The 25,748-nt window shown below is 70.6% G+C and carries 21 protein-coding genes and 3 tRNA genes; 10 read left to right on the top strand and 14 right to left on the bottom strand.

Annotated features, from left to right (window positions below):
* Nucleotides 1–135: 135 nt before the first annotated feature.
* A complete protein-coding gene (locus FHS07_RS04550; protein WP_183418667.1) occupies nt 136–708 on the top strand; it encodes a DNA-3-methyladenine glycosylase I in 573 nt (190 codons plus the stop codon).
* Nucleotides 709–792: 84 nt separating this feature from the next.
* Here the strand turns inward: FHS07_RS04550 and FHS07_RS04545 are convergent, their stop codons facing one another.
* Complete coding sequence (locus FHS07_RS04545) at nt 793–954, bottom strand: hypothetical protein (protein WP_183418666.1); 162 nt, start codon at nt 952–954, stop codon at nt 793–795.
* Nucleotides 955–1,172: 218 nt separating this feature from the next.
* Between FHS07_RS04545 and FHS07_RS04540 the strand changes: the two genes are divergently transcribed.
* Together FHS07_RS04540 and FHS07_RS04535 are read left to right on the top strand one after the other, a co-directional pair.
* The gene (locus FHS07_RS04540; protein WP_183418665.1) at nt 1,173–2,720 is read left to right on the top strand and encodes a DEAD/DEAH box helicase; all 1,548 of its coding nucleotides are present in this window, start codon (nt 1,173–1,175) and stop codon (nt 2,718–2,720) included.
* Nucleotides 2,721–2,839: 119 nt separating this feature from the next.
* Entirely contained in the window at nt 2,840–5,251 is a 2,412-nt protein-coding gene (locus FHS07_RS04535; RefSeq protein WP_183418664.1) for an ATP-binding cassette domain-containing protein, read from the top strand.
* Nucleotides 5,252–5,446: 195 nt separating this feature from the next.
* Here FHS07_RS04535 and FHS07_RS04530 read toward each other — a convergent pair whose 3' ends face one another.
* The 7 genes from FHS07_RS04530 to FHS07_RS04500 all read right to left on the bottom strand — a co-directional run bounded on the left by FHS07_RS04530 (nt 5,447) and on the right by FHS07_RS04500 (nt 13,144).
* Nucleotides 5,447–5,923 carry a dehydrogenase gene (locus tag FHS07_RS04530; protein WP_183418663.1) on the bottom strand — a complete coding sequence of 159 codons (477 nt, stop codon included), beginning with the start codon at nt 5,921–5,923 and terminating at the stop codon, nt 5,447–5,449.
* A 264-nt stretch (nt 5,924–6,187) separates the two neighbouring features.
* Nucleotides 6,188–7,936, bottom strand: a complete 1,749-nt coding sequence (locus FHS07_RS04525) for a cation:proton antiporter (protein ID WP_183418662.1) — start codon at nt 7,934–7,936, stop codon at nt 6,188–6,190.
* Between the two features lie 78 nt (nt 7,937–8,014).
* Nucleotides 8,015–9,259, bottom strand: coding sequence for a kynureninase (locus FHS07_RS04520; RefSeq protein ID WP_183419401.1), 1,245 nt, complete (start codon nt 9,257–9,259; stop codon nt 8,015–8,017).
* Between the two features lie 31 nt (nt 9,260–9,290).
* Nucleotides 9,291–10,229: an amidohydrolase family protein gene (locus FHS07_RS04515; protein ID WP_183418661.1), complete on the bottom strand. Its 939-nt coding sequence runs from the start codon at nt 10,227–10,229 to the stop codon at nt 9,291–9,293.
* A gap of 10 nt (nt 10,230–10,239) precedes the next feature.
* Entirely contained in the window at nt 10,240–10,497 is a 258-nt protein-coding gene (locus FHS07_RS04510) for a glutaredoxin family protein (protein WP_055959528.1), read from the bottom strand.
* A gap of 222 nt (nt 10,498–10,719) precedes the next feature.
* Entirely contained in the window at nt 10,720–11,847 is a 1,128-nt protein-coding gene (locus FHS07_RS04505) for a glycosyltransferase (RefSeq protein WP_183418660.1), read from the bottom strand.
* Between the two features lie 151 nt (nt 11,848–11,998).
* Nucleotides 11,999–13,144 (bottom strand): polysaccharide deacetylase family protein, encoded by a 1,146-nt coding sequence (locus FHS07_RS04500; protein WP_183418659.1) that lies wholly within the window; start codon nt 13,142–13,144, stop codon nt 11,999–12,001.
* Between the two features lie 104 nt (nt 13,145–13,248).
* On the opposite strand from FHS07_RS04500, the gene FHS07_RS04495 reads away from it, so the two are divergent.
* From FHS07_RS04495 to FHS07_RS04485, 3 genes are all read left to right on the top strand, one after another.
* Nucleotides 13,249–14,205, top strand: coding sequence for a Gfo/Idh/MocA family protein (locus tag FHS07_RS04495; RefSeq protein WP_183418658.1), 957 nt, complete (start codon nt 13,249–13,251; stop codon nt 14,203–14,205).
* 41 nt (nt 14,206–14,246) lie between these two features.
* Entirely contained in the window at nt 14,247–15,440 is a 1,194-nt protein-coding gene (gene chrA / locus FHS07_RS04490) for a chromate efflux transporter (RefSeq protein WP_183418657.1), read from the top strand.
* A gap of 295 nt (nt 15,441–15,735) precedes the next feature.
* Nucleotides 15,736–17,319 carry an AMP-binding protein gene (locus FHS07_RS04485; RefSeq protein ID WP_183418656.1) on the top strand — a complete coding sequence of 528 codons (1,584 nt, stop codon included), beginning with the start codon at nt 15,736–15,738 and terminating at the stop codon, nt 17,317–17,319.
* A gap of 104 nt (nt 17,320–17,423) precedes the next feature.
* Here FHS07_RS04485 and FHS07_RS04480 read toward each other — a convergent pair whose 3' ends face one another.
* Together FHS07_RS04480 and FHS07_RS04475 are read right to left on the bottom strand one after the other, a co-directional pair.
* Nucleotides 17,424–19,484 carry an MDR family MFS transporter gene (locus FHS07_RS04480; protein ID WP_183418655.1) on the bottom strand — a complete coding sequence of 687 codons (2,061 nt, stop codon included), beginning with the start codon at nt 19,482–19,484 and terminating at the stop codon, nt 17,424–17,426.
* Between the two features lie 425 nt (nt 19,485–19,909).
* On the bottom strand, nt 19,910–20,074 hold the full coding sequence (locus FHS07_RS04475; protein WP_183418654.1) for a hypothetical protein: 165 nt from the start codon (nt 20,072–20,074) through the stop codon (nt 19,910–19,912).
* A 169-nt stretch (nt 20,075–20,243) separates the two neighbouring features.
* Here FHS07_RS04475 and FHS07_RS04470 point away from each other — a divergent pair, with 169 nt between their 5' ends.
* Complete coding sequence (locus tag FHS07_RS04470; protein ID WP_183418653.1) at nt 20,244–20,633, top strand: hypothetical protein; 390 nt, start codon at nt 20,244–20,246, stop codon at nt 20,631–20,633.
* A gap of 122 nt (nt 20,634–20,755) precedes the next feature.
* The gene (locus FHS07_RS04465; RefSeq protein ID WP_183418652.1) at nt 20,756–21,301 is read left to right on the top strand and encodes a hypothetical protein; all 546 of its coding nucleotides are present in this window, start codon (nt 20,756–20,758) and stop codon (nt 21,299–21,301) included.
* A gap of 242 nt (nt 21,302–21,543) precedes the next feature.
* Here the strand turns inward: FHS07_RS04465 and FHS07_RS04460 are convergent.
* From FHS07_RS04460 to FHS07_RS04450, 3 genes are all read right to left on the bottom strand, one after another.
* Nucleotides 21,544–21,616: transfer RNA gene (locus FHS07_RS04460), tRNA-Phe, on the bottom strand.
* Nucleotides 21,617–21,680: 64 nt separating this feature from the next.
* A tRNA-Asp gene (locus tag FHS07_RS04455) sits at nt 21,681–21,754 on the bottom strand.
* 28 nt (nt 21,755–21,782) lie between these two features.
* Nucleotides 21,783–21,855 (bottom strand) — tRNA-Glu (locus FHS07_RS04450).
* Nucleotides 21,856–22,068: 213 nt separating this feature from the next.
* On the opposite strand from FHS07_RS04450, the gene FHS07_RS04445 reads away from it, so the two are divergent.
* The gene (locus tag FHS07_RS04445) at nt 22,069–23,529 is read left to right on the top strand and encodes a peptidoglycan DD-metalloendopeptidase family protein (protein WP_183418651.1); all 1,461 of its coding nucleotides are present in this window, start codon (nt 22,069–22,071) and stop codon (nt 23,527–23,529) included.
* A 58-nt stretch (nt 23,530–23,587) separates the two neighbouring features.
* On the opposite strand, the gene FHS07_RS04440 is transcribed toward FHS07_RS04445, so the two are convergent.
* Nucleotides 23,588–24,121 carry an inorganic diphosphatase gene (locus tag FHS07_RS04440; protein ID WP_183418650.1) on the bottom strand — a complete coding sequence of 178 codons (534 nt, stop codon included), beginning with the start codon at nt 24,119–24,121 and terminating at the stop codon, nt 23,588–23,590.
* A 360-nt stretch (nt 24,122–24,481) separates the two neighbouring features.
* Between FHS07_RS04440 and tilS the strand changes: the two genes are divergently transcribed.
* On the top strand, nt 24,482–25,480 hold the full coding sequence (tilS, locus tag FHS07_RS04435; protein ID WP_183418649.1) for a tRNA lysidine(34) synthetase TilS: 999 nt from the start codon (nt 24,482–24,484) through the stop codon (nt 25,478–25,480).
* Nucleotides 25,481–25,748 lie beyond the last annotated feature (268 nt).

The raw sequence follows: 25,748 nt of genomic DNA, 5'->3' as shown, positions 1-25,748 counted from the left end.
CTTCGTGCGGGCCCGCGAGGACGGGGGATCGTTCGCGGACGGGTCCGCAGGGGATGAATCGGCCCCGGCCTCGCGGGATCGCCTGTGGCGAAGTGCTCTTCGCGGGGTGTCGGACGTCCGCCCTACCCTGGGGCCATGAGCGATGTGCTGACCGGGGCCGACGGTGTCATCCGCTGCGCGTGGGCGGGCGGCGACGTCGAGTACCAGCGCTACCACGACGAGGAGTGGGGCACGACGCTGCGCGGCGACCGCCCCCTCTTCGAGAAGCTCAGCCTCGAGGGCTTCCAGGCGGGCTTGGCCTGGATCACGATCCTGCGCAAGCGTCCGCGCTTCCGTGAGGTCTTCCACGGCTTCGAGCCGTCGGTCGTGGCGGCTTTCGGCCCCGATGACATCGACAGGTTGCTTCAGGATGCCGGAATCATCCGCCACCGCGGCAAGATCGAGGCCGCGATCGGCAATGCGGGGATCGTCGCAGGCATGGCCGAGGGTGAATTCGACGAGCTGATGTGGTCCTTCGCTCCCGTCCGGCATGCGCCGCCGACGACGTTCGCGGAGGTGCCGGCGGTGACGCCCGAGTCGACCGCGATGAGCAAGGAACTGCGTCGCCGCGGCTTCCGTTTCGTCGGTCCGACCACGATGTACGCCCTGATGCAGTCCTCGGGCATGGTCGACGATCACGTCGCGGGATGCTGGCGCGCGGTTGCCTGACTCGGCCGCGCCGTCGTCCGCGGGTCGACGGTGTGCGCGAGCGCCCGGCCGCGCTCGGCGCCGTGCGGGCGCGAGGGCGCCCGATCAGTCCGACGTCGCGTCCGGGGCGGCGTTCCGCGCGTCGATCGCGCGCAGTCGGCGCAGCTGCGCCCAGGGGTAGAAGGCGATCCAGGCGATGGAGGCGATCGACGCGCCCATGATCATCGATGAGATGTCCATGGTGTCGAGGCTACGAGAGGCTGACATGGCGGCGGATCCTCCGCGCGACGGAGATGCGCCGCTCACCCGGTAGACTGGTGCGTGGAGCTCTCGCTCCCAGCGTCGTCGAACGCACCGGCCCCCTCTTTTGGGGCCTTTGACCTTCACGGCGAACGGATGCGCCACTTGGCGCCTTCGCCCATTGCAGCCGCAGCATCGCGGCATCCCGAACCGCCGTGCGCGCGTGCGCCGCGGCAGGAGTATTCATGACGTCTCAGACTTTCGCCGACCTCGGCGTTCCCACACCCCTCATCGACATTCTCGCCGCACAGGGCAAGAACGAGCCCTTCCCGATCCAGACCGACACGCTGCCCGACACCCTCGCCGGACGCGACGTGCTCGGCCGCGGGAAGACCGGCTCGGGCAAGACCCTCGCCTTCGCGATCCCGCTGGTCGCGCGGCTCGCAGCGAAGACCGACCGCCGTCGCGGACGCAAGCCCCGCGCCCTCGTGCTCGCCCCCACCCGTGAGCTGGCGAACCAGATCGACGAGGTCATCAAGCCCCTCGCCGCGGCCTTCCAGCTCACCACGACCACCGTTTACGGCGGGATCAACCAGAAGCGTCAGGTCGACGCGCTCGCCACCGGCGTCGACATCCTCGTCGCGTGCCCCGGCCGCCTCGAAGACCTCATCAGCCAGGGGTTCGCGAACCTCGGCGACATCGAGATCACCGTGCTCGACGAGGCCGACCACATGGCCGACCTCGGCTTCCTCCCCGGCGTCACGCGACTGCTCGCCCGCACGCCCGCCGACGGTCAGCGTCTGCTGTTCTCGGCCACGCTCGACAACGGCGTGGACAAGCTCGTCAAGCGGTTCCTCCGCAACGAGGTCCTGCACTCCGTCGATGAGGCGCACTCGCACGTCGCCGCGATGACCCACCACGTCTTCGCTCCCGCCGACGCCGACGCCAAGAAGGATCTCGTCCAGACCCTCGCGTCCGGCACCGCACGCCGCATCCTGTTCATGCGCACGAAGCACCAGGCCAAGAAGCTCGCGAAGGCGTTGACCGCCGCCGGCATCCCCTCGGTCGACCTGCACGGCAACCTGTCGCAGCCGCAGCGCGACCGCAACCTCGCCGCCTTCGGCGACGGTCGCGCCAAGGTGCTCGTCGCCACCGACGTCGCCGCGCGCGGTGTGCACGTCGACGGCGTCGAGCTGGTCGTGCACGTCGACCCGCCCGTCGAGCACAAGGCGTACCTGCACCGTTCGGGCCGCACCGCCCGCGCGGGTACCGCCGGTGACGTCGTGACGATCATGCTGCCCGAGCAGCGTCGCGACACCCTCGACATCCTGCGCAAGGCGAAGATCTCGGCCGCGCCGCAGCCGGTGACCCCCACCTCGCCCGAGGTCGTGGCTCTCGTCGGCGAGGTCGCCCCCTACGTCAAGCCCGAGCCGATCGTCGCGCAGCCCCAGGGCGGCGGACGCTCGCAGGGCGCCAACGCCCAGCGCAAGCGCGCCGAGCGCGCACAGGGACAGGATGCCGCATCGGCCGGCGGCGGACGCCGTCGTCGCGGACGCGGTGGCAGCGGCCAGTCGGCCGAGGCTCCCGCCGCAGCCGGTCACGCGCCGCAGGGCGGCCGTGGCCAGGGCCAGCGCTCCGGTGCCGGTCGCGGTCAGGGTGCCGGCGGCACGCAGCGTGCCGGTGCGGGCGCCGGTCGGGCGCAGGGCGCGGGTCGCTCGGCATCCGGCTCTCCGACGACCGGCATGGTCGTGGGCGCGCGCAGCCCCCGCACGAACCGTCGCGCTCAGGGCTGATCATTCCTCCGATGCCCCCGTGGATTCGTCCGCGGGGGCATCGTCATGTCCGGCCGGTTCCCTCGCGCGTGTACGTCGGCGTGAGGGCACGGGCCAGTCGATGCACGCCTGCGTCGCGGATGTCGGTGGTGTCCGCCACACTGGGTGACGATCCCGAGGAGGCACCCGTGACCGACCCCGATGCCCACGACGTCATCCGCGTCCGCGGTGCGCGTGAGAACAACCTGAAGAACGTCGATCTCGACGTGCCCAAGCGCCGCCTGACGGTCTTCACCGGCGTGAGCGGCTCGGGCAAGTCGTCCCTCGTGTTCGGAACGATCGCCGCCGAGTCGCAGCGGCTCATCAACGAGACCTATCCCACGTTCGTGCAGCAGTTCATGGGCGAGCTCTCACGCCCCGACGTCGACGCGCTCGAGAACCTCAGCGCGACGATCCGCGTCGATCAGGAGCGCATGGCGGCGAACGCGCGCTCCACGGTGGGCACCGCCACCGACGTGCACGCCATGCTGCGCGTACTGTTCAGTCGTCTCGGTCAGCCGCACGTGGGCTCCTCGCAGGCGTTCTCGTTCAATGTGCCCTCCATCTCGGGTGCCGGTGCCGTCACTATCGCGACGGGGGCGAAGAAGGGGCAGAAGGAGCGCCGTTCGTTCGAGATCACCGGCGGCATGTGTCCCGAGTGCGAGGGGCTCGGACAGGTGAGCGACATCGACCTCGACCGGCTCGTCGACAAGTCACTCTCGGTGAACGCCGGGGCGATCCTGGTGCCGGGCTACACCCCAGACGGGTGGATGGTGCGCATCTACGCCGAGTCCGGCTTCCTCGACCCCGACAAGCCGGTGCAGGACTTCACCGAGCAGGAGCGCCACGACTTCCTCTACAAAGAGCAGACGAAGGTGCGCATCGCGAACACCAACATGACCTACGAGGGCCTCGTGCCCAAGGTCACCAAGAGCATGCTGCAGAAAGACCGCGACGCGCTGCAGCCGCACGTCCGCGCCTTCGTCGACCGTGCGGTCACCTTCATCGCCTGCCCGGCCTCCGAGGGCACGCGGCTCAATGCGGGGGCGCGATCGTCGCGCATCGGCGATGTCAACATCGCGGATGCCGCGGGCATGCAGATCACCGACCTCGCCGCCTGGGTGCGCACCATCGACGACCCCACGGTCGCGCCGCTCATCCAGGGCCTGCGCGACACCCTCGACGCCTTCGTGCACATAGGCCTCGGCTACCTCTCCCTCGACCGCGCCAGCGGCACGCTGTCGGGCGGTGAGGCGCAGCGCACGAAGATGATCCGGCACCTCGGCTCGAGCCTGAGCGACATCACCTACGTGTTCGACGAGCCCACCGCGGGTCTGCATCCCCACGACATCCAGCGCATGAACGAGACGCTCCTGCAGCTGCGCGACAAGGGCAACACGGTCCTCGTCGTCGAGCACAAGCCCGAGGTGATCGAGATCGCCGATCACGTGGTCGACCTCGGCCCCCGCGCCGGGCGCGACGGCGGCACCGTGCAGTACGAGGGCGACGTCCCCGGGCTCCGCAGCTCCGACACCTTGACCGGCCGCTTCCTCGATCACCGGGCCGAGCTGAAGAGCGCCGTGCGCACCGCGGCGGGGGCCATGCCGATTCGGGGCGCGTCGCAGCACAATCTCCGCGACGTCGATGTCGACGTCCCGCGCGGCGTGCTGACCGTGGTGACGGGCGTCGCCGGCTCCGGCAAGTCGTCGCTCATCCACGGCAACCTGCCCGCGTTCGACGACGTGGTGGTCGTCGACCAGACCGCCATCAAGGGGTCGCGGCGCAGCAGTCCCGCCACGTACACCGGCATCCTCGACGCGGTGCGCGCAGCCTTCGCCAAGGCCAACGGGGTCAAGCCCGCGCTCTTCAGCGCGAACAGCGAGGGCGCCTGCCCCGCGTGCAAGGGCCTCGGGGCCATCGTCACCCAGCTGGGCTTCCAGTCCACGGTCGAAACGGTGTGCGAGCTCTGCGAGGGCACGGGCTTCTCCGACGACGTGCTGGAGTACACCCTCGACGGTAAGAACATCGCCGAGGTGCTGGCCATGTCGGTCGCCGAAGCGGGGGAGTTCCTCGTCAAAGGACCGGCCGTGGCGGTGCTCGGCCGGTTGCGCGACGTCGGACTCGGCTATCTGACGCTCGGGCAGTCGCTCAACACCCTCTCGGGCGGCGAGCGTCAGCGCCTCAAGCTCGCGATATCGATGGCCAAGTCGGGCGCGGTCTACGTGCTCGATGAGCCGACGACGGGTCTGCACCTCGCCGACGTCGACACGCTGCTGCGTCTGCTCGATCAGCTGGTGGATGCCGGCAACACCGTCGTCGTCATCGAGCACCATCAGGCCGTGATGGCGCACGCCGACTGGATCATCGATCTGGGACCCGGTGCAGGACACGACGGCGGCGTCGTCGTGTTCGAGGGCACGCCGGCCGATCTGGTCGCGGCGCGGTCCACCCTCACCGCCGAGCACCTCGCTCGTTACGTTCACCGCGATGACTCCGACGGGCGCGCGAGATGATCCCGTCGATCTTGGATGAGCGTCACCTCGCTGCTTTCGAGAGCAGCGAGGTGGCGGGTGTCCTTGTGCTCTTCAGCCCGTCGGTGAGTCGCAGCACAGCGTCTCCGACACCGCTGAGGTGAGACAGGCGTTCGACGCGCAGAGTACGGCGACCGCCGAGAACTGAGGTCGGGGGCGCTCCGAGGAGGCGCGGGGTCAGCCGTGGGTGCTGAGCGTTGCGTCGTGGAGGTGCCGATCGCCGTGCGGAAGGACCTTCACCATCACTCCGCGCCGACGCAGGTCGGCGATCGCGCGGGTCTCGTCTTCGCGCGTCGCGCCGAGTGCGTGCACGCTCGCGACGACGAGCACGTCACCGCGGGTGAGGGTTCCGAAGAAGCGATCGAGGCGGTTCGCCCAGCCCTCCATCGTCTCGGGTGCGGGGTGACGGAAGCCTTCGATCGGCACCCCGAACCGGGTGAGGTCGTCGCGCTGCTGCACCACGGTCGGCATATCCGGCCGTGAGACGACGAGGCCGACGAGTCGCGAACCCGCGGGACGCGCCCGCCACCAGTCGCGGTCGCTCTGCAGCTCGGTGAAGCACTTCGGACACTCGGCGGCGGCGTGCGCGTGGGGCACGGTGCCGGTCCCGGCGGCATCCACGGATGACGGCATCGTCGGGATCGAATCGCTCATGGAGACCTCCGCCTCCATTGTGCCTCACGCCCCTGCGAACAGGCCTCCGCGTTCGCCGGCCGGCGCCCGCGGCCTCGTGCCGGGGCGCGTGATGTGCACCGGGGCGGACGCCCGACGCCCTGCTGCACATTCCACGCCCCGTCAGGCTCGCGGCCCGCCCTCGAGCGCGTGCCGCCACACGGGCCGGAGGGTGCGCCACGAGGTGTGGCGCGCACCGCTCCACCCGCCCGGGCCACCGCGATGAGCGCCGGGCGTGCGCTCGCCCTACTCGTCTTCGCCGTCGTCGATGCGCAGTTCCAGGCTCAGCTGGTCGGCGTCGAGCTCCGCGAGGGCGTGACGGAGGGCGGCGGTGCTGTAGCGGCCGTCGCGTCCCGCGTCGTGCAGGCGTCGGCGCATCGCCTCGATCGAGGCGAGCCGCAGCTCGAGGAAGTCTCGGACGCGGGTCGAGGCGTCCTCATCGGGCGGTTGCACGATCCGCGCACCGGCGCGCTCCAGGAGCTCAGGGGGAAATGCCGCGCCGTCGCGCCGCCGCAGCGTCCCCGCGCCGAGAGCGTCGCTGGCGGCTTGGCGGAGTTCTGCGTCGAGGGCGCGCTGCTCCTCCCGCGTCGGTCCTTCGCCGCCGGTGCCGGCGAGACCGACCGACCGCACGACGGCCGCGAGCGTGAGCCCCTGCAGCACGAGGCTGAACAGCGCCACCAGGAAGGCGACGAAGATGAGCAGCGGACGCTGGGGGGTGTTCGCCGGCAGAGTCTGTGCAGCCGCGAGCGTGACGACCCCGCGCATGCCCGCCCACACGATGACGGTGCCGTGGCGCGCGCCGAGCGGGGTGTCGCGGTAGTAGTCGAGGTCGGCCATCGTGCGGGCGATGCGGGTCCGCATCCACCCGATCCGTCGCTCCGTGCGAACCGGATCCGCCCCGCGAACCCCGAAGTGCGCCGGCGTCTCGCGGTAGACCGCCTCGAATCGGTCCAGGCGGTCCTGTGCCCCCTCGATCCGGTCCTGGCTGCGCTGGTGGTGACGGCTGCGGCGCCCCTGCACCCAGATCAACCCGGCCACCCACAGGCCGCGCACGATGAGCACGATCCCGAGGGCGCTCAGCGCCAACCACGTGCCGTGCCACAGCCCCTCGTGCTCGCGGAGGTTCGCACCCACGATGTCCTTCAGCTCGAGACCGAAGACGAGGAACACCCCGCCCTCGAGCACGAGCTCGACCGTGCGCCAGTTGAGACGGTCGCTGATGCGCTGTTCGGGGGTGAAGCGGCGCGCGGCCCCCTGGCCGGTCACGATCCCCGCGACCACCGCGGCGACCAGCCCCGATCCGCCCAGGTGCTCGGTGGGGAGGTAGGCGATGAAGGGGATCGTGAAGCTGAGCGCCGTGTTGGCGGCGGGGTTCGCCAGGCGCTCGCGCACGCGCAGGTTCACCCAACCGATCACGGCACCGAGGACCAGCGCGACGGCGACCGCCCACGCGAAGTCGGCCACGGCGTCGCCGAACGCGAATCCGGATGCCACGGCGGCCACCGCCGTGCGCAACAGCACGAGCGCGGTGGCGTCGTTGAGCAGACTCTCGCCCTCCAGCATCGTCACCACGCGCGGCGAGATGCCCAAGCGCTTGGCGATGGAGGTGGCCACGGCATCCGTGGGGCTCAGGATCGCCCCCAGCGCGATCGCGAGAGCGAGGCCGAGACCGGGGATGACGGCCCAGAAGAACAGGCCCAGCAGCACGGAGCTGATGACGACCAGCACGACGGAGAGTCCCGCGATCGGCGCGAAGTCGCGCCGGAACTCGATGGCGGGCAGCTGCACGGCCGCGGAGTACAGCAGCGGCGGCAGCACGCCGACGAGGATGATCTCGGGGTCGACGGCGAATGGCGGTACGAACGGCAGCAGGCTCACCCCCGCGCCGACGGCGAGCAGCACGAGGGGTCCCGCGACGTTGAAGCGCGGCCCGATGGCCGTGGCGAGGGCGACCACCACGACGCCGGCGAGGACGACGAGGAGGGGATCGATCATGCTCCGAGGCTAGTGCGGCATCGGGGCGCTCCGCGCTGCGCCTCGGGCGATCGGCGTCTCGTCGACGCGCCGACCGCCTCAGCTCTCCGCGCGCACCGCGTCGGCGACGGCGTGCAAGCCCGCGAGCGTCTCGGCGAAGCTCGTCGACAGCGGCGACAGACCGATGCGCAGGCCGTGCGGGTCGCGGTAGTCGGGGATGACGTCGCCCTGCCACAGGCGTGCGGTCACGGCTCGCATCGCGGGGTGCGAGAGCGTCACGTGGCCGCCTCGTTCCGCGGCGTCGCGCGGCGAGGCGAGTCGCACGCCCAGCGGGCTCAGGATGCCGTCGGCCACCCGCACCGCGAACTCGGTCAGCGCGACGGACTTCGCCCGTACCGCGTCGATCCCGGCCTCCTCGAGCAGGTCGAGGGAGTCCTGCATCGCGATCATCGCCAGCACCGGCGGGGTGCCGGAGAGGAAGCGGCGCATCCCGTCGGCGGGGCGGTAGACGGGCCCCATCGAAAAGACGTCGGCGGCCCCCATCCACCCCTGCACGGGCTGCGTCAGGGTGTGCTGGTGGCGTGCGGCGACATAGGCGAACGCGGGCGAGCCCGGACCGCCGTTGAGGTACTTGTAGGTGCAGCCGACGGCCAGGTCGGCGCCCCACGCGTCGAGCTCGATCGGCACGGATCCGGCCGAGTGGCAGAGGTCCCACAGCACGAGCGCCCCGGCATCGTGCGCGATCCGTGTGAGACCGGCGCCGTCGGCGAGATACCCCGAGCGGTACGACACGTGGCTCAGCAGCACCACCGCGGTGCGCTCGCCGACCGCGGCGCGGAGGAGTTCGGCATCCACCCCGCGGGAAGTGTCGACGTCGACCCACACGACGCGGGCGCCGCGCTCGGCCGCGATGCCCTCGACGAGGTAGCGGTCGGTGGGGAAGTCGTCGCGGCCCACGACGATCTCCACCCGCTGGGGATCGCGACTCGTCTGCGCGTCGAGGGCCGCCCGCAGCAGCTTGTACAGCAGCACGGTGGTCGAGTCGCCGATGACGGTCTGACCGGATGCCGCGCCGAGCGCGAGCGCCGCGATCCGGTCGCCGATCGCGAAGGGGAGCTGCATCCACTGCTCGTCCCACCCGCGGATGAGGCGGCCGCCCCACTCGTCGGTGACGAAGCGGGCGAGCCGATCGGCCGTCGCACGCGGAGGTCGCCCGAGCGAATTGCCGTCGAAGTAGACCAGCGGTGTGTCGGCACCGACGAACGCCGCGCGGTGGTGCGCCAGCGGGTCGTCGGCGTCGAGGGCCGACGCCTCGGCCTCGAGAGAGGCGCGCGGCACCTGCAGCGCGTCGACGGATCCGAAATCGGGGGTGGGGTCAGTCGACACGCGTCAGCTCCTCGGTGGTGACGACGGTGCCGCGGCTGAGCCAGGTGGGCAGGTCGTCGGGATCGGTGGGCGCCGGACCCGGCACGAAGGTCGAGACCGCGCTCGTGGGCTCGACGTGCGGCCACGCATCGGTCAGCGCGGCCACGAGCGCGTCGCCGCGCACGCCGGCGTCGTGCAGGGCCAGCAGCTCGCGGCGATTCAGCCCGACCGGCAGGCTGCCGTTGCCGAGGTCGGTTCCGTAGAGCACCCGCCCGCCGCGGGCGGCGAAGGCGCGGAGGTTGGTGATCGCCTGCTCGCGGGCGGCTCCGCGGTGGATGTCGAGCGTCGAGATCCACGCCTGGCCCGCCGCGACCGCGCGCGAGAGCGCGCGGCGGGAGAGGGGCGCGTCGAAGGGTGTGTGTGCCAACGCGGCGACCCCCGCCTCGATCGCGCGCTCCACTTGTCCCGCGCCCTGGGCGTGGGCGACGACGGGTAGACCACGTTCGCCGGCGGCCGCCACGATCGCAACGAGGACGTCGTCGGACACCACGGGCCCGGCATCGGCGTGCAGGGCCACCTTGATGACCGACGCCCCGGCGTCCGCCTGCGCGTCGACGGCGGTTCGCGCGCCACCCGTGACCCCCGGATGCCGGGACGCATCGGTGACGGGGCGCACCGTGGCATCCGGAGCCCACGACCGCCCCTGCGGGTACCCGCCGGGTGCGGTCAGGAACGCCCCCGCGTACGACACGCGGGGGAGCCCACGCGCACGCCGGGCGAGGGCCACGGGATCGCCGCCCAGATCGACGACCGCCGCGATGCCGCGAGCGGACAACGTGGAGGCGTCGATCAGGTGCAGGTGCACGTGATGATCGACGAACGCCGGCAGAGCGGTGCCGTACTCGGCGGTGAGTGCACGCCGGACGGGCCAGGCGGCGGAGACGGTCACGCCGACCCGATCAGATCAGCGACAGCTCGCGGAGCTTGGCTTCGACGTCGGCGTTGGAGGGCTCGACGTGGTGGCTGGAGTCGGGGTAGACGACCACGGGGATGCTGGTGCGACCCGAGATCTCTTTCGCCACGTCGGCCGCGGCGGGGTCGGCGACGAGATCGACGTACTCGTAGTCGATACCCAGCTCGTCGAGCTGCTTCTTCGTGCGGATGCAATCGCGGCACCAGTCGGCGCCGAACATACGGATGGATGCGTCGGAGGACATGACTCCAGCGTACGCCGGTGCACCGACACCGGTCGCGGTCGGGCGCACAGGCCGGGAGAGGCAGTCACGCTACGCCGCCGGCCGCCGGCCGCCGGCCGCCGGACGCCGGACGCCGGACGCCGGACGCCGGACGCCGGACGAGGCCGGGACCGCGGGCAGGCACAGCCGGGGACACGCCCCGGGAAGGGCAGGCGCGTCACGGCGCTGCCCGCCGCGTGCGCGTCAGGCGGTGACTTCGTCTTCGAGGGGCTCGATGGCGCGCGCGGCCTTGCCGATGCGACTCTTCTTGGGTGCGTACACGACGAGGGCGTGGAACACGAAGCGCACGACGAAGGCGGCGATGAGGGTGAGCCCCGCGGCGACGACGCTCTGGATGTGCGCCTGACTGACCAGCACCCAGATGACCGGGATGCGCACGATCGCCTCGACGCCGTTGAAGGTGAACGACTTGATGAACCGGTGGCGCATGAGACCGGACTCCGCGCGCATGTCGGCGAAGACCAGGTACTCGAGCGCGAGGAAGTTGGCGACGATGGTGACCACGCTCGCGATCACCGCGGCGATGATGTACTGCACACCGACGGTCTGCAGCCCCCACATGATCGCCAGGTTGGCGACGGCCCCGAGGCCACCGACGAGCGCGAAGGCCGACATGCGGCCGAAACGCAGCATCGTCAACTGCAGCAGGAACCGCATGCCCTGGCTGAACGAGGCCTTCGACTCGCCCGCGAAGCGGGGCGCGAACGAGAACGGCACCTCGGCGATGCGCATCTGCTTGCGCGCGAGGATCTCGAGCAGGATCTTGAACCCCCGCGGCTGCAGCGTCTCGACCTCGAGCGCGCTGCGGTCGACGAGGAAGAAGCCGGTCATCGGGTCGGAGCAGTTGTGGAGCTTCTTGGGGAACATCGACTTGGTGAGAAGGGTCGATGCGCGCGACACCATGGTGCGCACCGCGTTGGCGAGGCCGTCGGAGGTGCCGCCGGCGACATAGCGGGATGCCACGACGACATCGACGTCGCCGAGCTCGGCGCGCGCGAGCAGGTCGGCGATGACCTCGGGCGGGTGCTGCAGGTCGCCGTCCATGACGACACATCGATCGGATGCCGCCGCCTTGATGCCCTCGACCACGGCGCCACCGAGACCGCCCACGGGATCGTCGCGGTGGATCAGGCGCACCGGGATGCTCGCGGCCGCCGCGACCGCCCGGATGATGTCAGGGGTGTCGTCGGTGGAATCGTCGACGAAGATCACCTCGACCGCGCGATCCGCCAGGGCATCCGTCGTGCGGCGCACGAGTTCGGCGACGTTCGGACCCTCGTTGAAGGTCGGAACGATGACGGAAAGATCCATGGGTACTCGCGATTCGTGAAACGTCAGGGGGAGCACAGCGTAATGCGCACGACATGTGCCTCCACAGGATTGTGGCGGACGTACCTGTGAGCTAGCGGATGCTCGCCCGGCGTCGGCGCGCGACGGCGGCGCGGGTGCCGATGGGGCGGGATCAACCGATCTTGGCCTGGAGGTCTTCGACGGTCATGCCGTAGTCGATGCGGACGACGGGCAGGGCCAGCTTATCGGTCCCGATGCGCACGTACCCGGGTTCGATGGTGCGACCGAGTTCGAAACCCGCGCGCCGCACGCCTTCCTTGGTCGAGTCGTTGTAGTGGCCGAAGGGATACGCCACGACCTCTTTGGCACCGAGGATCTTGGCCGACGTCTCGAGGTCGGCGGCGATCGTGTCGGCGTCGTCGTTGACCATGCGGCCCTTGCCGTCGGCGCCGGCGCGGTGCATGTCGTGGGTGTGGGAGCGCTGCATCACGAAGCGGTTCGGGGTGGGTTCGGTGCGCGCGGAGGTGATGACGAACGAGGTGGTGAGCAGGTTGCGCCGGTCGACGATCGGAGCGGCCATCTCGAGCCAGGTGCTGTCGGCGTCGTCGTCGGTGATGACCACCGAGCGCTTCGGCAGGTAGAGCGCGCCGTCGATGAACGCGCTGACCTCGTCCCAGGTGGGCAGGTAGAACTTCCCGTCCTGAATGTGGGCCATCTGCGCGTCGAAGTCGCCGATGTAGGCGTAGTTGCCTCGGAGCCAGTTGTCCTCGCCCTCGGGCTTCTGCGTGAACTGGTGGTACATCAGGATCGGGAGCTCGGTGTCTTCCGACGTGTTCGCCTCGGGTGTCGTCCACCCGGCGTACAGGGTGCGTTGACGCTCCGTGCAGGCGACGAGATCGGCGCCGTTGACGCGCTCGGCGGTGCTCAGGGCACTCGCGTCGGCAGCGGTGGCGTACCACCCGGCGAACACGCGACCGTCGGCCCGGGGAAGGGGGAGTGCGTCGTACCGCACGTCCTCGGACTGCAGCTGCGGGCCGAGCGCGATGCCGTCGCCGGTGAACGACACCGCACACGCCTTCGGATCGGTCGCGCTCGCCAGCAATGCCTCCGCCGGGCTCAGCGGAGTGGGCGTCGGCGTGGGAGTCGGCTCGCTCGACGGCGCCGTCTCGGCGACGGGGGCGGTGGACGGCCCGCGCGTCAGGGCGAACACGGTGACGCCGCCGGCGATCAGGGCGACGGCGGAGGCGGCGACGAGAGTGCGGCGCAGGCGCACGCGTCGCGAGGTGCGGCGTCGGTGCTCGGCTCGGGTGACGGTCATGATGCCTCGGGTCGGCGGGTGGGTCCGCCGAGATCCTATCGGGACGGTTAACGCACTGCGGGGACGCGCCACGCCCCGCCGAGACGACAGGGCAGGATGAGGGGATGATCCGCATCGGCATCGTCGGCACCAGCTCCATCTCCGAACGCTTCGCGGAAGCGGTCGCCGTCGTCGAGGGTGCGAGCGTGTCGCGCGTCGCCTCGCGCGACGCGGAGCGCGCCCGGTCGTTCGCCGATCGCGTGGGAGCCCCCGGGGTCGCCGTCGGGCTCGACGAGCTGCTCGCCGCACCCGATGTCGACGCCGTCTACCTCGCCAGTCCGAACGCGGTGCACGCCACCCAGATCGCGTCGGCGGTGGATGCCGGCATCCCGGTGCTCGTGGAGAAGCCCGCGGTGCTGACGGCGGGCGAGTGGGATGCCGCTGTCGCTCACGCCCGCCGGCGCGGTGTCGTGCTGCTCGAGGCCATGCGCACGGCTTACGACCCCGGGCTTGCCGCCGTCCGCGCGGCTCTCCCCGAACTCGGGACCGTCCGGCGCGTCTCCCTGCGCTACGAGAAGCGGTCGGCGCGCTACGACGAGGTGCTCGCCGGGCGGCAGACGAACATCTTCGACCCCGAGCTGGGCGGGAGCGCGCTCCGTGATCTCGGCGTGTATCCGCTGCATGCGCTCGTGCGTCTCTTCGGCGAGCCCCGTGCCGTGCACGGCGTGCGAGTGGGGATCGCGTCGGGAACGGACGGCGTGGGCAGTGCTCTGGGTGCGTACGACGGCTTCGTGGCCGACGTCGCCTGGTCGAAGATCACCGACACGAGCCTGCCGAGCGAGATCCAGGGCGAAGACGCGTCGCTGCTCATCGATGCGATCGACGCGCCGCGACGGCTCGTTCTCACCCCGCGCGGCGGCATCCCACGCGTGATCAGAGTGTCGGCCGACGACAACCCGATGGCCGGAGAGGTGCGGCGCTTCGTCGACGCCATCGCGGGGGCCGACATCACGAACGATCAGGACTGCACGGCGACCACGCTGCGGCTCGTCGACGCCCTGCTCGACCGCCCCCTCGTCTGAGGGTTCACCCGTTGTTTCCCCCGCGGAGGGAGGATGCCCGGATGCAGACAGCGGCCCGCGCGGGGGAAGTGTTCCTCGCGTTCCTCCGGCTCGGGCTGACCTCATTCGGCGGGCCCATCGCGCATCTGGGGTACTTCCGCGACGACCTCGTCGTACGGCGGAAGTGGATGGACGACCGCGCGTACGCCGACCTCGTCGCGCTGTGCCAGTTCCTGCCGGGACCCGCGTCCAGCCAGGTGGGCTTCGCGATGGGACTCCAGCGTGCGGGGGTGCTCGGTGCGCTCGCCGCCTTCGCGGCCTTCACCCTGCCGTCCGCGGTCGTGCTCGTGGCGTTCGCGAGCGGCGCGGCCGCGATCGGCGGCCCCGTGGGCGAGGGGGTGCTCGACGGACTCAAGGTCGTCGCCGTCGCGATCGTCGCGCACGCCGTGTGGGGCATGGCGAAGACGCTCACCCCCGATGCGCCACGCGCGGGCATCGGGGTCGCGGCCCTCGCCCTCGCACTCCTTCTCCCCGCGGCTCCGGGCCAGCTCGCCGCCCTGGCGGTCGGGGTGGTGGCAGGGCTCGTCCTCCTGCGGGGTAGCGACCCTGCCGCCGCGGCGACGCTGCCGTCGTTCGGCGTGCGCCGGGGTGTCGCCGTCACCTGCCTCGTGGTGTTCGTGGGGGGACTGATCGCTCTGCCGGTGCTCGCGACGCTCGCGGGTCCGGGTGCCGTCTCTCTGGTCGACGCCTTCTACCGCGCGGGGGCGCTGGTGTTCGGCGGCGGGCACGTCGCCCTTCCTCTGCTGCAGGCCGGTGTGGTGGAGACCGGGTGGGTCTCACCCGAGTCGTTCCTGGCGGGCTACGGCGCCGCGCAAGCCGTCCCGGGACCGCTGTTCACCTTCGCGGCGTACCTCGGGGCCGTTTCCACCGTCGGGCCGGGCGGCATCCCGGGTGCGGCCCTCGCCCTCGGGGCGATCTTCCTCCCCGGCTTCCTCATCCTCGTCGGCGTGCTGCCGTTCTGGGATGCCGTGCGCACACGTCCGCGCGTGCGGGCGGCGATGCGCGGCGCGAACGCCGCCGTCGTCGGCATCCTGGGCGCGGCGCTGTACACGCCCGTCTTCACCACGGCGACCACCGGCCCGGGTCCCCTCGTGCTCGCGGCGGTGGGCTTCGTGCTGCTCACCGCGTTCAAGGTTCCCGCGTGGGCGGTCGTGCTCGTGGGCGCCGCGGGTGGGGTCGTACTGGCGTTCGTGTGAGCGGTCGCGTCTTCGCGGTGTGCACGCGCATTCCGTCGGGGTCGCGGCGCGGACGACGCAGAAGACGCAGCGTGCACAACGCAGGAGATCCGGGCGCCACATTCGAGCCGTCCGCGGAATGTCGGAGGCCGCGACAGGCGGCGCCGACGTTCTTCCTGCGTTGTGCACCGCCGCTCCGCGCGACCTGGGCACCCGCGGCATCCTGAGACTCATCCCCACGAAGCGTGACACCGGGTACCGGCGGTGCCAGGATGAGCGCACGGCGACGACGCCGGTGTTTTCGAGGGAGAGAACCGTGTTCCACAGCCCCCACCCGTCCGTCGAGGTGCCCGACCAGAGCATCTACGACTACCTCTTCGACTCCCTCGGCGAGAGCGATCTCGACCGCGTGGCCCTGGTGGATCCGGCCAGCGGCGCGGAGACCACCTACCGGGCCCTCCGAGCGCAGGTCGACGCCTTCGCGGGTGCTCTCGCCGCTCGCGGCGTCGACACCGTCACCGTGATCGCGATGCTCTGCCCGAACGTCCCCGCCTTCGCGACGGTGTTCCACGGCATCCTGAGGCTCGGGGCGGCCATCACCACGATCAACTCCCTCTACACCGCGCACGAGATCGAGAACCAGTTGCGGGATGCCGAGGCCACCTGGCTCGTGACCGTGTCGCCGCTGCTGCCACCGGCGCGGGAGGCCGCGCGGGCGGTCGGCATCCCCGATGAGCGGGTCATCGTGCTCGACGGCGCCGAGGGTCACCCCGACCTGCGCGCTCTGCTGAGCGAGGGGCGGACGCCGCCCGAGGTCGTCATCGATCCGGCCACGCACGTCGCCGTGCTGCCGTACTCGTCGGGCACCACGGGGGTGCCCAAGGGCGTGATGCTCTCGCACCGCAACCTCGTCGCCAACGTCCACCAGTGTCGTCCGGTGATCGAGATCGGCCCCGACGACCGTGTGCTCGCCGTACTGCCGTTCTTCCACATCTACGGCATGACGGTGCTGCTCAACCTCGCACTGCGCCAGCGCGCGACGCTCGTCACGATGCCGCGGTTCGACCTGATGGAGTTCCTGCGTGTCATCCAGGATCACCGGTGCACGTTCCTCTTCATCGCCCCGCCCATCGCGGTCGCGCTCGCCAAGCACCCCGCCGTGGAGCAGTTCGACCTCTCGAGCGTGCACAGCGTGTTCTCGGGCGCGGCTCCCCTCGACGGAGAGACCGCCGAGACCGCGGGCCGGCGCATCGGCGCGCGCTTCTTCCAGGGCTACGGCATGAGCGAGCTGAGCCCGGTGTCGCACGCCATCCCCGCCGAGGGAGGGATGCCGGTGAGCTCGGTCGGCGTGCTCATTCCGAACTGCGACGCGAAGCTCGTCGACCCCGAGACCGGCGCAGAGCTCGAGGAGCACGGCGACGACGGACTGACCGCGCCGGGAGAGATCTGGGTGCGCGGACCGAACGTCATGCTCGGCTACCTCAATCGGCCCGACGCCACGGCCGAGACCCTCGACGCCGACGGATTCCTGCACACCGGCGACATCGGCGTGCACCACGTCGACGGATACTTCACGATCGTCGACCGGCTGAAGGAGCTCATCAAGTACCACGGGTACCAGATCGCCCCGGCCGAGCTCGAGGCCCTGTTGCTCTCGCATCCGAAGATCCAGGATGCCGCGGTCATCGGCGTCCGCGGCGACGACGGCGAGGAGATCCCCAAGGCCTTCGTCGTGGCCGCTGCGGATGCCGGCCTCTCGGCCGACGACGTGATGACGTTCGTGGCCGAGAACGTCGCCCCGCACAAGAAGGTGCGCCGCGTGGAGTTCATCGACGTGGTGCCCAAGTCGACGTCGGGGAAGATCCTGCGCAAGGACCTGCGGGCTCGCGAGGCGGTCTGAGAACGACGAGGGGCGGGGGCGTTCCGACGCCCCCGCCCCTCGGTCGTGTCACGGTGTCCGTGTCACGGTGTCCGTGTCACGGTGTCCGTGTCACGGTGTCCGTGTCACGGGGTGAGCAGAGCGCCCGTCTGAGCGGCGGCCTCTTCGGCGCGCTTCTCTTCATCGTCTTTGCCGCGGCGCTCGTCGGCGGCTTCCTGCAGTGCCGACTTCGCCCGCAGCGGCGGGGTGCGGAAGAACAGCGACAGCACGAAGGCGAGCAGCACGACGCCCATCGCCACCCAGTACACGCTCGTCGCGGAGGAGTTGAATCCGACGAGGAACGGCTTGGTCAGCCGCGCGTCGGCGCCCACGAGGAACGACGTGTCGTCGAGCGTCGACCCTCCGATGGAGGTGTCCTGGTCGCCCGAGGCGAACTGGTCCGTCAGGGTGGTCGCGACGCTGTCGACGAAAGCGGTGCGATCGGCGGCGTTCGAGAAGTCGAGGCTGACCGATCCGTCGGCGCCGATGCGCGCAACGGGCACCTGCTGCTGGATCTGGGCCGTGGCGGCCGAGATCGCCTGAGCGACGGCGGCCTGCGTGACCTGCGCTTGAGCTGCGGCGGGGATCTGTCCCGAGGCCACCTGCTGCGCCACGGCCTGGGTTGCGGCATCCGTCGCCTGCTGCACGCCCTGCTGCACCTGCTGGGTCACGGCATCCGTGGTCTGGGTCACGATCGGGGTGTAGATCGACGACATGATCTTCTCGTTGGCCGGAGCCGACGCCGTCGCCGGGTCGAAGGCGGCGTCCAGCGCGTCGGTGAGGGTCGCGCGGTCGCCGAACGAGCCGATGATGTTCGAGGGCATCAGCGTGAACAGCAGCGACAGCAGCACGGCGGTGCCCAGGGTTCCACCGATCTGGCGGAAGAACGTCGAACCACTGGTGGCCACGCCCATGTCGCGCACGCCCACGGAGTTCTGGCTGGCGATCGTGAGCGTCTGCATGAGCTGGCCCAGGCCGAGGCCGATGACGAGCATCGCGATGGCGACGTGCCAGTAGGGGCTGTCGTACTTCAGGAACGTCAGCAGGAAGAAGCCGACCGACATCAGCAGCGTGCCGAGGATGGGGAACATGCGGTAGCGGCCCGTGCGCGCGATGAGCTGACCGCTCGCGATGGAGGCGATCATGAGTCCGAGGATCATCGGGAGCATCTCGAACCCGCTCTGCGTGGGAGACGAACCCAGCACGAGCTGCAGGTACAGCGGCAGGGTGAGCATCGCGCCGAACATGCCGAAGCCGACGAGCACACCGATGACGGTCGCCATCGAGAAGGTGGGCGAGCGGAAGAGTTTGAGCGGGATGAGCGCGTCATCCTTCATCTTCATCTCGGCGATGACGAAGGCCAGGATGCCGAGGGCTCCCACGACGTAGCAGGCGAGGGCGATCGGCGAGCCCCAGCCCCACTCGCGGCCCTGCTCGGCCACGAGGAGCAGCGGGACGAGCGCGACGATCACGGTCGTGGCGCCCCACCAGTCGATGCGCACCGAGTGGCGGGGCTGCTTCGGGATGTGGAGGAACCGCCACACGATCGCCAGCGCCAGGATGCCGATCGGGACGTTGATGAGGAAGACCCAGCGCCAGCCGGTGATGAACAGGATCTCGTTGGCTCCGGCGAAAAGCCCGCCCACGAGCGGGCCGATGACGCTGGAGATGCCGAACACGGCGAGGAAGTAACCCTGGTACTTCGCACGTTCGCGCGGGGCGAGGATGTCGCCCATGATCGCGAGCGGCATCGACATGAGGCCACCGGCGCCGAGACCCTGAACGGCGCGGAAGGCGGCGAGCTCGACCATGGAGGTCGAGAAGCTGGCGAGCACCGACCCGATGATGAAGATGAGGATGGCGATGAGGAACAGCGGGCGCCGACCGAAGATGTCGGAGAGCTTGCCGTAGATCGGCGTCGAGATGGTCGACACGATCAGGTAGGCCGTGGTGACCCACGCCTGCAGGCTCAAGCCCTGCAGGTCGTCGCCGATCGTGCGGATCGAGGTGCCGACCACGGTCTGGTCGAGGGCGGACAGGAACATGCCGGCCATGAGGCCGAAGATCACGAACATGATCATGCGGTGCGTCATGACCGTGTCGGTGCCGGCCGTATGCGCGCGCCGGTTCTGGGTGATGTCTGACATCGGGTCCTCTTCAGGAGAAGACCTGGCGGACGGCAGGAAGGGCTCGGTCGGGCGCCAGGTGTTTGCTAAAAGTCAAACAAATAGTAGCGCGTCCTCCCGCCCTCGGAAACCGTCTCCCGTGCGCCCGCCGGCAACCCTGCTGCGGGGCGTCCGCTCGCGCGTCGCAGGCGGTCGACGGCACGGCCGGGGAACGCAACGGCCGTGCGGTTCGGCGGGGCCGTGCTCGGCTCGCGAACGAAGCAGGTGCCGCGCGTCGATTCCAGTCCCGCGAAGCGCGGGTGATCTCCCCTGTGTGGACGGCCTGAGGGGGGATTTCACACCCGCGGGTGAATGTGCGGCGGTCTCGAGTCCAATGCGGCTGAGCCGGAGCGCGCTCAGTCCGATACGGCTGACGAGTGCGCGATCATCTCGACGGGGCAGGCGCGTCAGGTTGAATTGCGGGCGGCATGGCGCCGGATGAGTCCGAAGATGATCGTGCCCACGAACAGCACGATTCCGATGATCCCGAGCCACAGAAGGCCCTGGAACGCGAAGCCCACGACGGTCAGGATCGCCCACGCGACGAGGAGGATGATGAGTACGGTCCACATGGTCGTGACTGTACGCCTACGATAAATACGACGGTCGTGTTTTCACATTTCGCTGGCAGCTTTTCTGGCGCCCGATTTTTCCGACCTGGCATTCGCGCAGATTCGCGCGGACCGGCGATACGGAACAGCGAGAATAGTGGCGCGCTTTTGGGAACATTTCTCTCACGTGATGTGGGGCCGCTCGAGCGACCACGAGACTCTGCCGGATGTACGCGATCTGCCGACGCGGAGCGTCGCGGTCCGCGGCACGCAGTATCTGGTGCATGACCGAGAGCGCCACGGATCGGGGACGCGGCTGTACGTTCTGCGGCTGCGCCGACGAGACCACGGGCGCGTCCGCGTCTACTCCGACGGCCGGCTGCTGGGCCGCCTGTCGGAGGAAGTGTCCGACGCGCTGAAGCCCTCGCTCGAACGGGTGGGCGGTGCGGCCGTCGTCAACGGGTCGGGGACGAAGGCGGGCGGCATCCGTCTGTGGGTCGACGTGCCCACGTCGCGCGCGTTCGAGGCGTACGCCGCCACACGGGGCGAAGCGACGCCCGCCGCACCCCTCGGCCGGTAGTCCGCTCGTACCCGGTCTGCGTCAGCGCGAGCGCCCTACACGGATCGGGGACCGTGGCAACCGGGGTGCCGAATCGCGGTCGGCGGGTGTGTGGTCGGAGTCCACAACCGAAGGGCGGCGCCATGTCGGCACGCAACACCATCGTCCGCAGCATGCACGATCTCGGCCTTGCCGCGTGGTTCGGCGGTGCCCTGATGGGAGCCGTCGGCCTCAACGGCGCCGCAGCCCTCGCCCAGGACCCGGCCGAGCGCCTGAGCCTGTCGTCGACGGGGTGGGCGCGGTGGGCCCCGGTGCAGATCGCGGCGATCCTCACGCACGGCATCGGGGGCGTGGGGCTCATCCTGGGCAACAAGACCCGCTTGGCGGGACAGCCCGAGGCGCGGCGCAACACGATCGTGAAGCTGGCCGTCACCGCTCTCGCCGGCGGAGCCAGCGTCTACGCTGGTGCGCTCGGCGCCACGATCTGGGCGCACGCCGACGAGGGCGGCGACGGTGTCACCGAACCCGCCGAGACCGCGTCTCACGTTCTCGCGTCCGCCCAGAAGCAACAGCGCATCGTGCAATGGGTGATCCCGGCACTCACCGGCATCCTGATCGTGCTCGGCGCCCAGCAAGGCGAACAGCAGCGGCCCGCGGCCGGTTTGCTGCGCTCGCTCGGGATTCGCTGAGGTCGGCGGCTGCCCAGCGGCGCCTTTTCGTCGGAGAGGCGCCTGGACGCGAGGACGACCGCTCCGCGGTCGACTCCGCTTACGTGCGCCGCGCATTCCGTCTCGCGGTGATCGTCGAACGACCGGGGCGGTTGCGGACCAGGGGAGCGGTTCGTCGTCTGTCTCTCACCAGGGAAAAGCAAAACCCCCGCCATGTAGAAGCTAGGCGAGGGTTTCTGGGATGACTGTAATGATCATCCGTGTGGCTCCGACGGGCGTCGATCCCGTGACCTCACGATTTTCAGTCGTGCGCTCTACCAACTGAGCTACAGAGCCGAGCGACATGTCTGCCGCTTCCTAGACGAAGGGCCTTCCCGAAAGAAGGCCCGTCGCTATGGAGCGACCCTGACGGGACTTGAACCCGCGACCTCCGCCGTGACAGGGCGGCACGCTAACCAACTGCGCTACAGGGCCATGCGTATTTAGTTGTTCCACCGGAAAGTGACCCCAACGGGATTCGAACCCGTGCTGCCGCCGTGAAAGGGCGGTGTCCTAGGCCGCTAAACGATGGGGCCGGATGAAGCTGAAACCTTGCGTTTTCAACCTCGCTTGCCGACGACCGAGCCTACTTCACATCTTTCGAGATTGCCAATCGGGGGCGTGGCGTCCGCGGCTCGCGCGTGTCGTGGGCACAGAATCGAGAGTCGACTGGGGAACTCGCCCTGTTGTGCCTGTGACTCGTGTTGCTACTGTTGGCCGAGTTGCGACCGGTGAGATGAGGTATTCCCGTGACGCTCGAGCGCCCCGAAACCCCCCAAGACTGCGGCTGCGCGCCTACGGCGAGTGAGCAGCGGCGCCTGTGGCCCGCGTTCGATCGCCGCAGCGCCCTGAAGATCGGAGCCTTCGGTGCCGTCGCACTCGGAGCGTTCGGCTCCGTGGCATCCGGATTCGGCTCACCCGCGATGGCTGCGGACTACCCCTCGTGGGCCGATGTCGAAGCCGCGCGGGCCAACGAGTCGGCGAAAGCGGCCGAGATCACCCGCATCCAGGGGCTCATTCAGGGGTTGCAGTCAGAGGTCGAGCGCACGCAGGCCGAGGTACGCGCCCGCTCCGACGAGTACTTCGCCGCGCAGCAGGCCTATCAAGACGCCGACTACCGCGCCCAGCTGCTGCGTCAGCAGGCCGATGCCGAGGCGAACCGCGCGACCGATGCCGCCAACAAGGCCGGCAAGGTCGCGGCCCAGCTCTACCGTTCCGGCGGCGACGACACCTCGCTCGACCTGTTCTTCTCGGGGTCAGCGGCGTCGGCCGACGACCTGCTGGCCAAGCTCGGCACGATGGACAAGCTCCTCGAGCGCAACCGTTCGGTGTACGCCGCGGCGGTGGCCGCGCGTGACAACGCGAAGAACCTCAGCGCCCAGGCCGACGACGCCACGGCCGAGCGCGAACGCCTGAGGGTGATCGCCGAAGAGAAGATGGCGGCGGCGCAGCAGGCCGCTCAGGCGGCCCAGGAGGCCCTCGCGGCCCAGCAGGCCAACCAGTCCATCCTCGAGGCGCAGCTCGCCGCCCTGCAGGACACCACGGCCAAGACGGTCGCCGACTACCAGGCCGGTGTCGAAGCCGAGCGCAAGGCCCGTGAGGAGCGCGAGCGCCGCGCTCGCGAAGAAGCCGCTGCCCGCGACGCGGAAGAGCGCGCGCGCCGCGAGCGCGAGGCCGCTGAGCGACAGAACAGCGGCGGCGGCGGAAGCAGTGGCGGCGGGGGAAGCAGCAGCGGCGGCGGGGGAGGCGGCGGCGGTGGCGGTGGCGGCGGTGGCGGGAACGTCAGCGGCGGAGGCTGGGCACGACCGTCGTCGGCATACACCTCGTCGGGCTACGGTCCCCGGTCCAGCCAGTGCAACGGCAGCTACTGCGCCAGCTCGTGGCACCTCGGTCTCGACTTCGGAGCCAGCTGCTGGTCGCCCATCTACGCCGCATCCGCTGGTCGCGTGACCTACGCCGGCTACAACGGCGGTTTCGGTAACTACATCCGCATCGCCCACGACGACGGCTCGGGCACCGGCTACGGCCACATCGTCGACGGCGGCATCTACGTCTCGTACGGCCAGCGCGTCGAGGCCGGTCAGCAGATCGCCGCGACCGGGCAGACGGGCAACTCCTTCGGCTGCCACCTGCACTTCGAGGTCTACCCGCCCTGGGGCGGCACCACCGATCCCGCGCCTTGGCTGCGCGATCGCGGCGTCAACGTCTGAGTCGGTACACGAGAGAACCCCCGGTCGATCGACCGGGGGTTCTCTCGTACGGGCCGCGTCAGAGCGTGTTGGGCGCCTCGCCGGAACCCTGCGTCTTCGTCTGGGCGTCGTGCTCGTCGAAGCGCGTGAAGGCCTCGCTCACGAGACGCTCGGCCTCGGTGGCATCCGCCCAGTCGTCGACCTTGACCCACTTGTTGGGCTCGAGATCCTTGTAGTGCTCGAAGAAGTGCGTGATCTCCTTCTTGGTCCACTCGTCGATGTCGGCGACGTCCTGGATGTGGTCCCAGCGCGGGTCCTTCGCCAGCACGGCAACGACCTTGTCGTCGCCGCCGGCCTCGTCGCTCATCTTCAGCACGCCGACGGGGCGCACCTTGGCGAGGATGCCGGGGTGCAGCTCGCGGTCGAGCAGCACGAGCACGTCGAGCGGGTCGCCGTCTTCGCCGAGGGTGTTCTCGAAGAATCCGTAGTTGGCGGGATATCCGAACACGGTGTACAGGATGCGGTCGAGGTAGACACGGCCGGTGCCGTGGTCGACCTCGTACTTCACGCGGCTGCCGCGGGGGATCTCGATGACGGCGTCGTATGCGCCCATACTCGTGCTCCTTCAAGTCTGTGGATTTCCGCGCCCAGCCTATCCGGGAGCCCGCCGCGCCCACGCACGTGCCAAGCGTCGTGACACAACGCAGGAGATCCGGTGGATGTCACCGTGCCCGCGGGTGCGGCAGTGGGGCGGGTGTGCGGATCTCCTGCGTTGTGTCCGGGCCGGGCGGGGCCGGGCTGGGCGGCGCCGGGTGGGGCCGGGCCGAGCGCGGCGGGGCCGGCGGGGACGCCGAGGCCATACGGGCCGGGCCCGGGCGGGAGGGGACGCCGAGACCGTCCGAAGGCACTCGGGCGGGTCCGGGCAGCGGAGGCCGGGGCGGCGCGGTGGTGGCGGGGCGAATACCGTGGAGGCATGGATCACCGCCCCGGACTCGACCCGTCCGTCGCCGAGGTACGCCGCGCCGTGCGGGCCACGCTCGACACCACCGACGGATCCGTCGTCGTCGCCCTCTCGGGCGGCGCTGATTCACTCGCTCTCGCGGCGGCGACCGCCTTCGAGGCCACGAGGCGCGGCATCCACGCCGAGGCCGTCGTCATCGACCACGGACTGCAGGAGGGATCGGATGCCATCGCCGCGGACGCCGCGGCGAAGGCGGTGTCGTTCGGGCTCGCCGCCCGGGTCGTACGGGTCGAGGTCGGCGCGGTCGACGGCCCCGAGGCGGCGGCACGCACGGCTCGCTACGACGGACTCGCCCGCGGAGCGGCCGACGTCGGCGCCGACACGGTCCTGCTCGGACACACGCTCGACGACCAGGCCGAAACGGTGCTGCTGGGCCTCGCCCGCGGATCCGGCGGGCTGAGCCTGGCCGGCATGCCCGCGGAGCGACGGGATGCTACGGGGCCGCGGTGGGTGCGCCCGCTGCTCGGCATCCGCCGACGGACGACCGTGGCGGCGTGCCGTGCGGAGGGGCTCGATCCGTGGTCCGATCCGCACAACGTCGACCCCGCCTACGCCCGCGTGCGCGTGCGCGAGCGGGTGATGCCGGTGCTCGAGAGCGAGCTCGGCCCGGGCGTCGCCGAGGCGCTCGCACGCACGGCGGAGCAACTGCGCGAGGACGCCGAGGCGTTCCAGGACATGATCGACGAGACCATCGAAGACATCGTCGAGCACGCCGAGGCCGGCATCTCGATATCGGTCGCCGCCCTCGCGGCCAACCCGGCGGCGCTGCGCAACCGCATCGTGCGCTACGTGGTCGAGAGCGAGTTCGGCGTCGCCCTGACCCGATCTCAGACGCTCGAGGTCGCGCGGCTCGCCGTCGACTGGCGCGGGCAGGGGCCTATCGACCTGCCGTCGTGCGTGGCCCGTCGCGTGGGCGCTCGGGTGGAGGTCGTCGCGCGCGCGGGCGACTGACCCACCGGGGCTGAGGCGCCGGAGGGATCCGGCGCGAGGCCGCCCCGACGGAGGTGGCCGGCGGCAGCGGACCCTCGTAGGAGATCCGCCCGCGGGACGTCTGGTGCGCCCGGGGCCCGGTTCCACGGCGCGCCCGCTCGCAGCCCGCGCGCGGAGCCGTCGCCGGGATGACACGGCGCCGATGCCCGGTCCGGCACGTTCTGCCGCCGTGCCTTGACGCGTCCGTCGGCCGCTCTTAGACTCCTCGGCATTGCAGTATTCAACTACC

Origin of the sequence: Microbacterium proteolyticum, assembly GCF_014192415.1 — a bacterium.
Taxonomy (GTDB): Bacteria; Actinomycetota; Actinomycetes; order Actinomycetales; family Microbacteriaceae; genus Microbacterium; species Microbacterium proteolyticum.
Note: the sequence above shows the minus strand (reverse complement) of the source record. Positions and strands in the feature narration are given on the sequence as shown.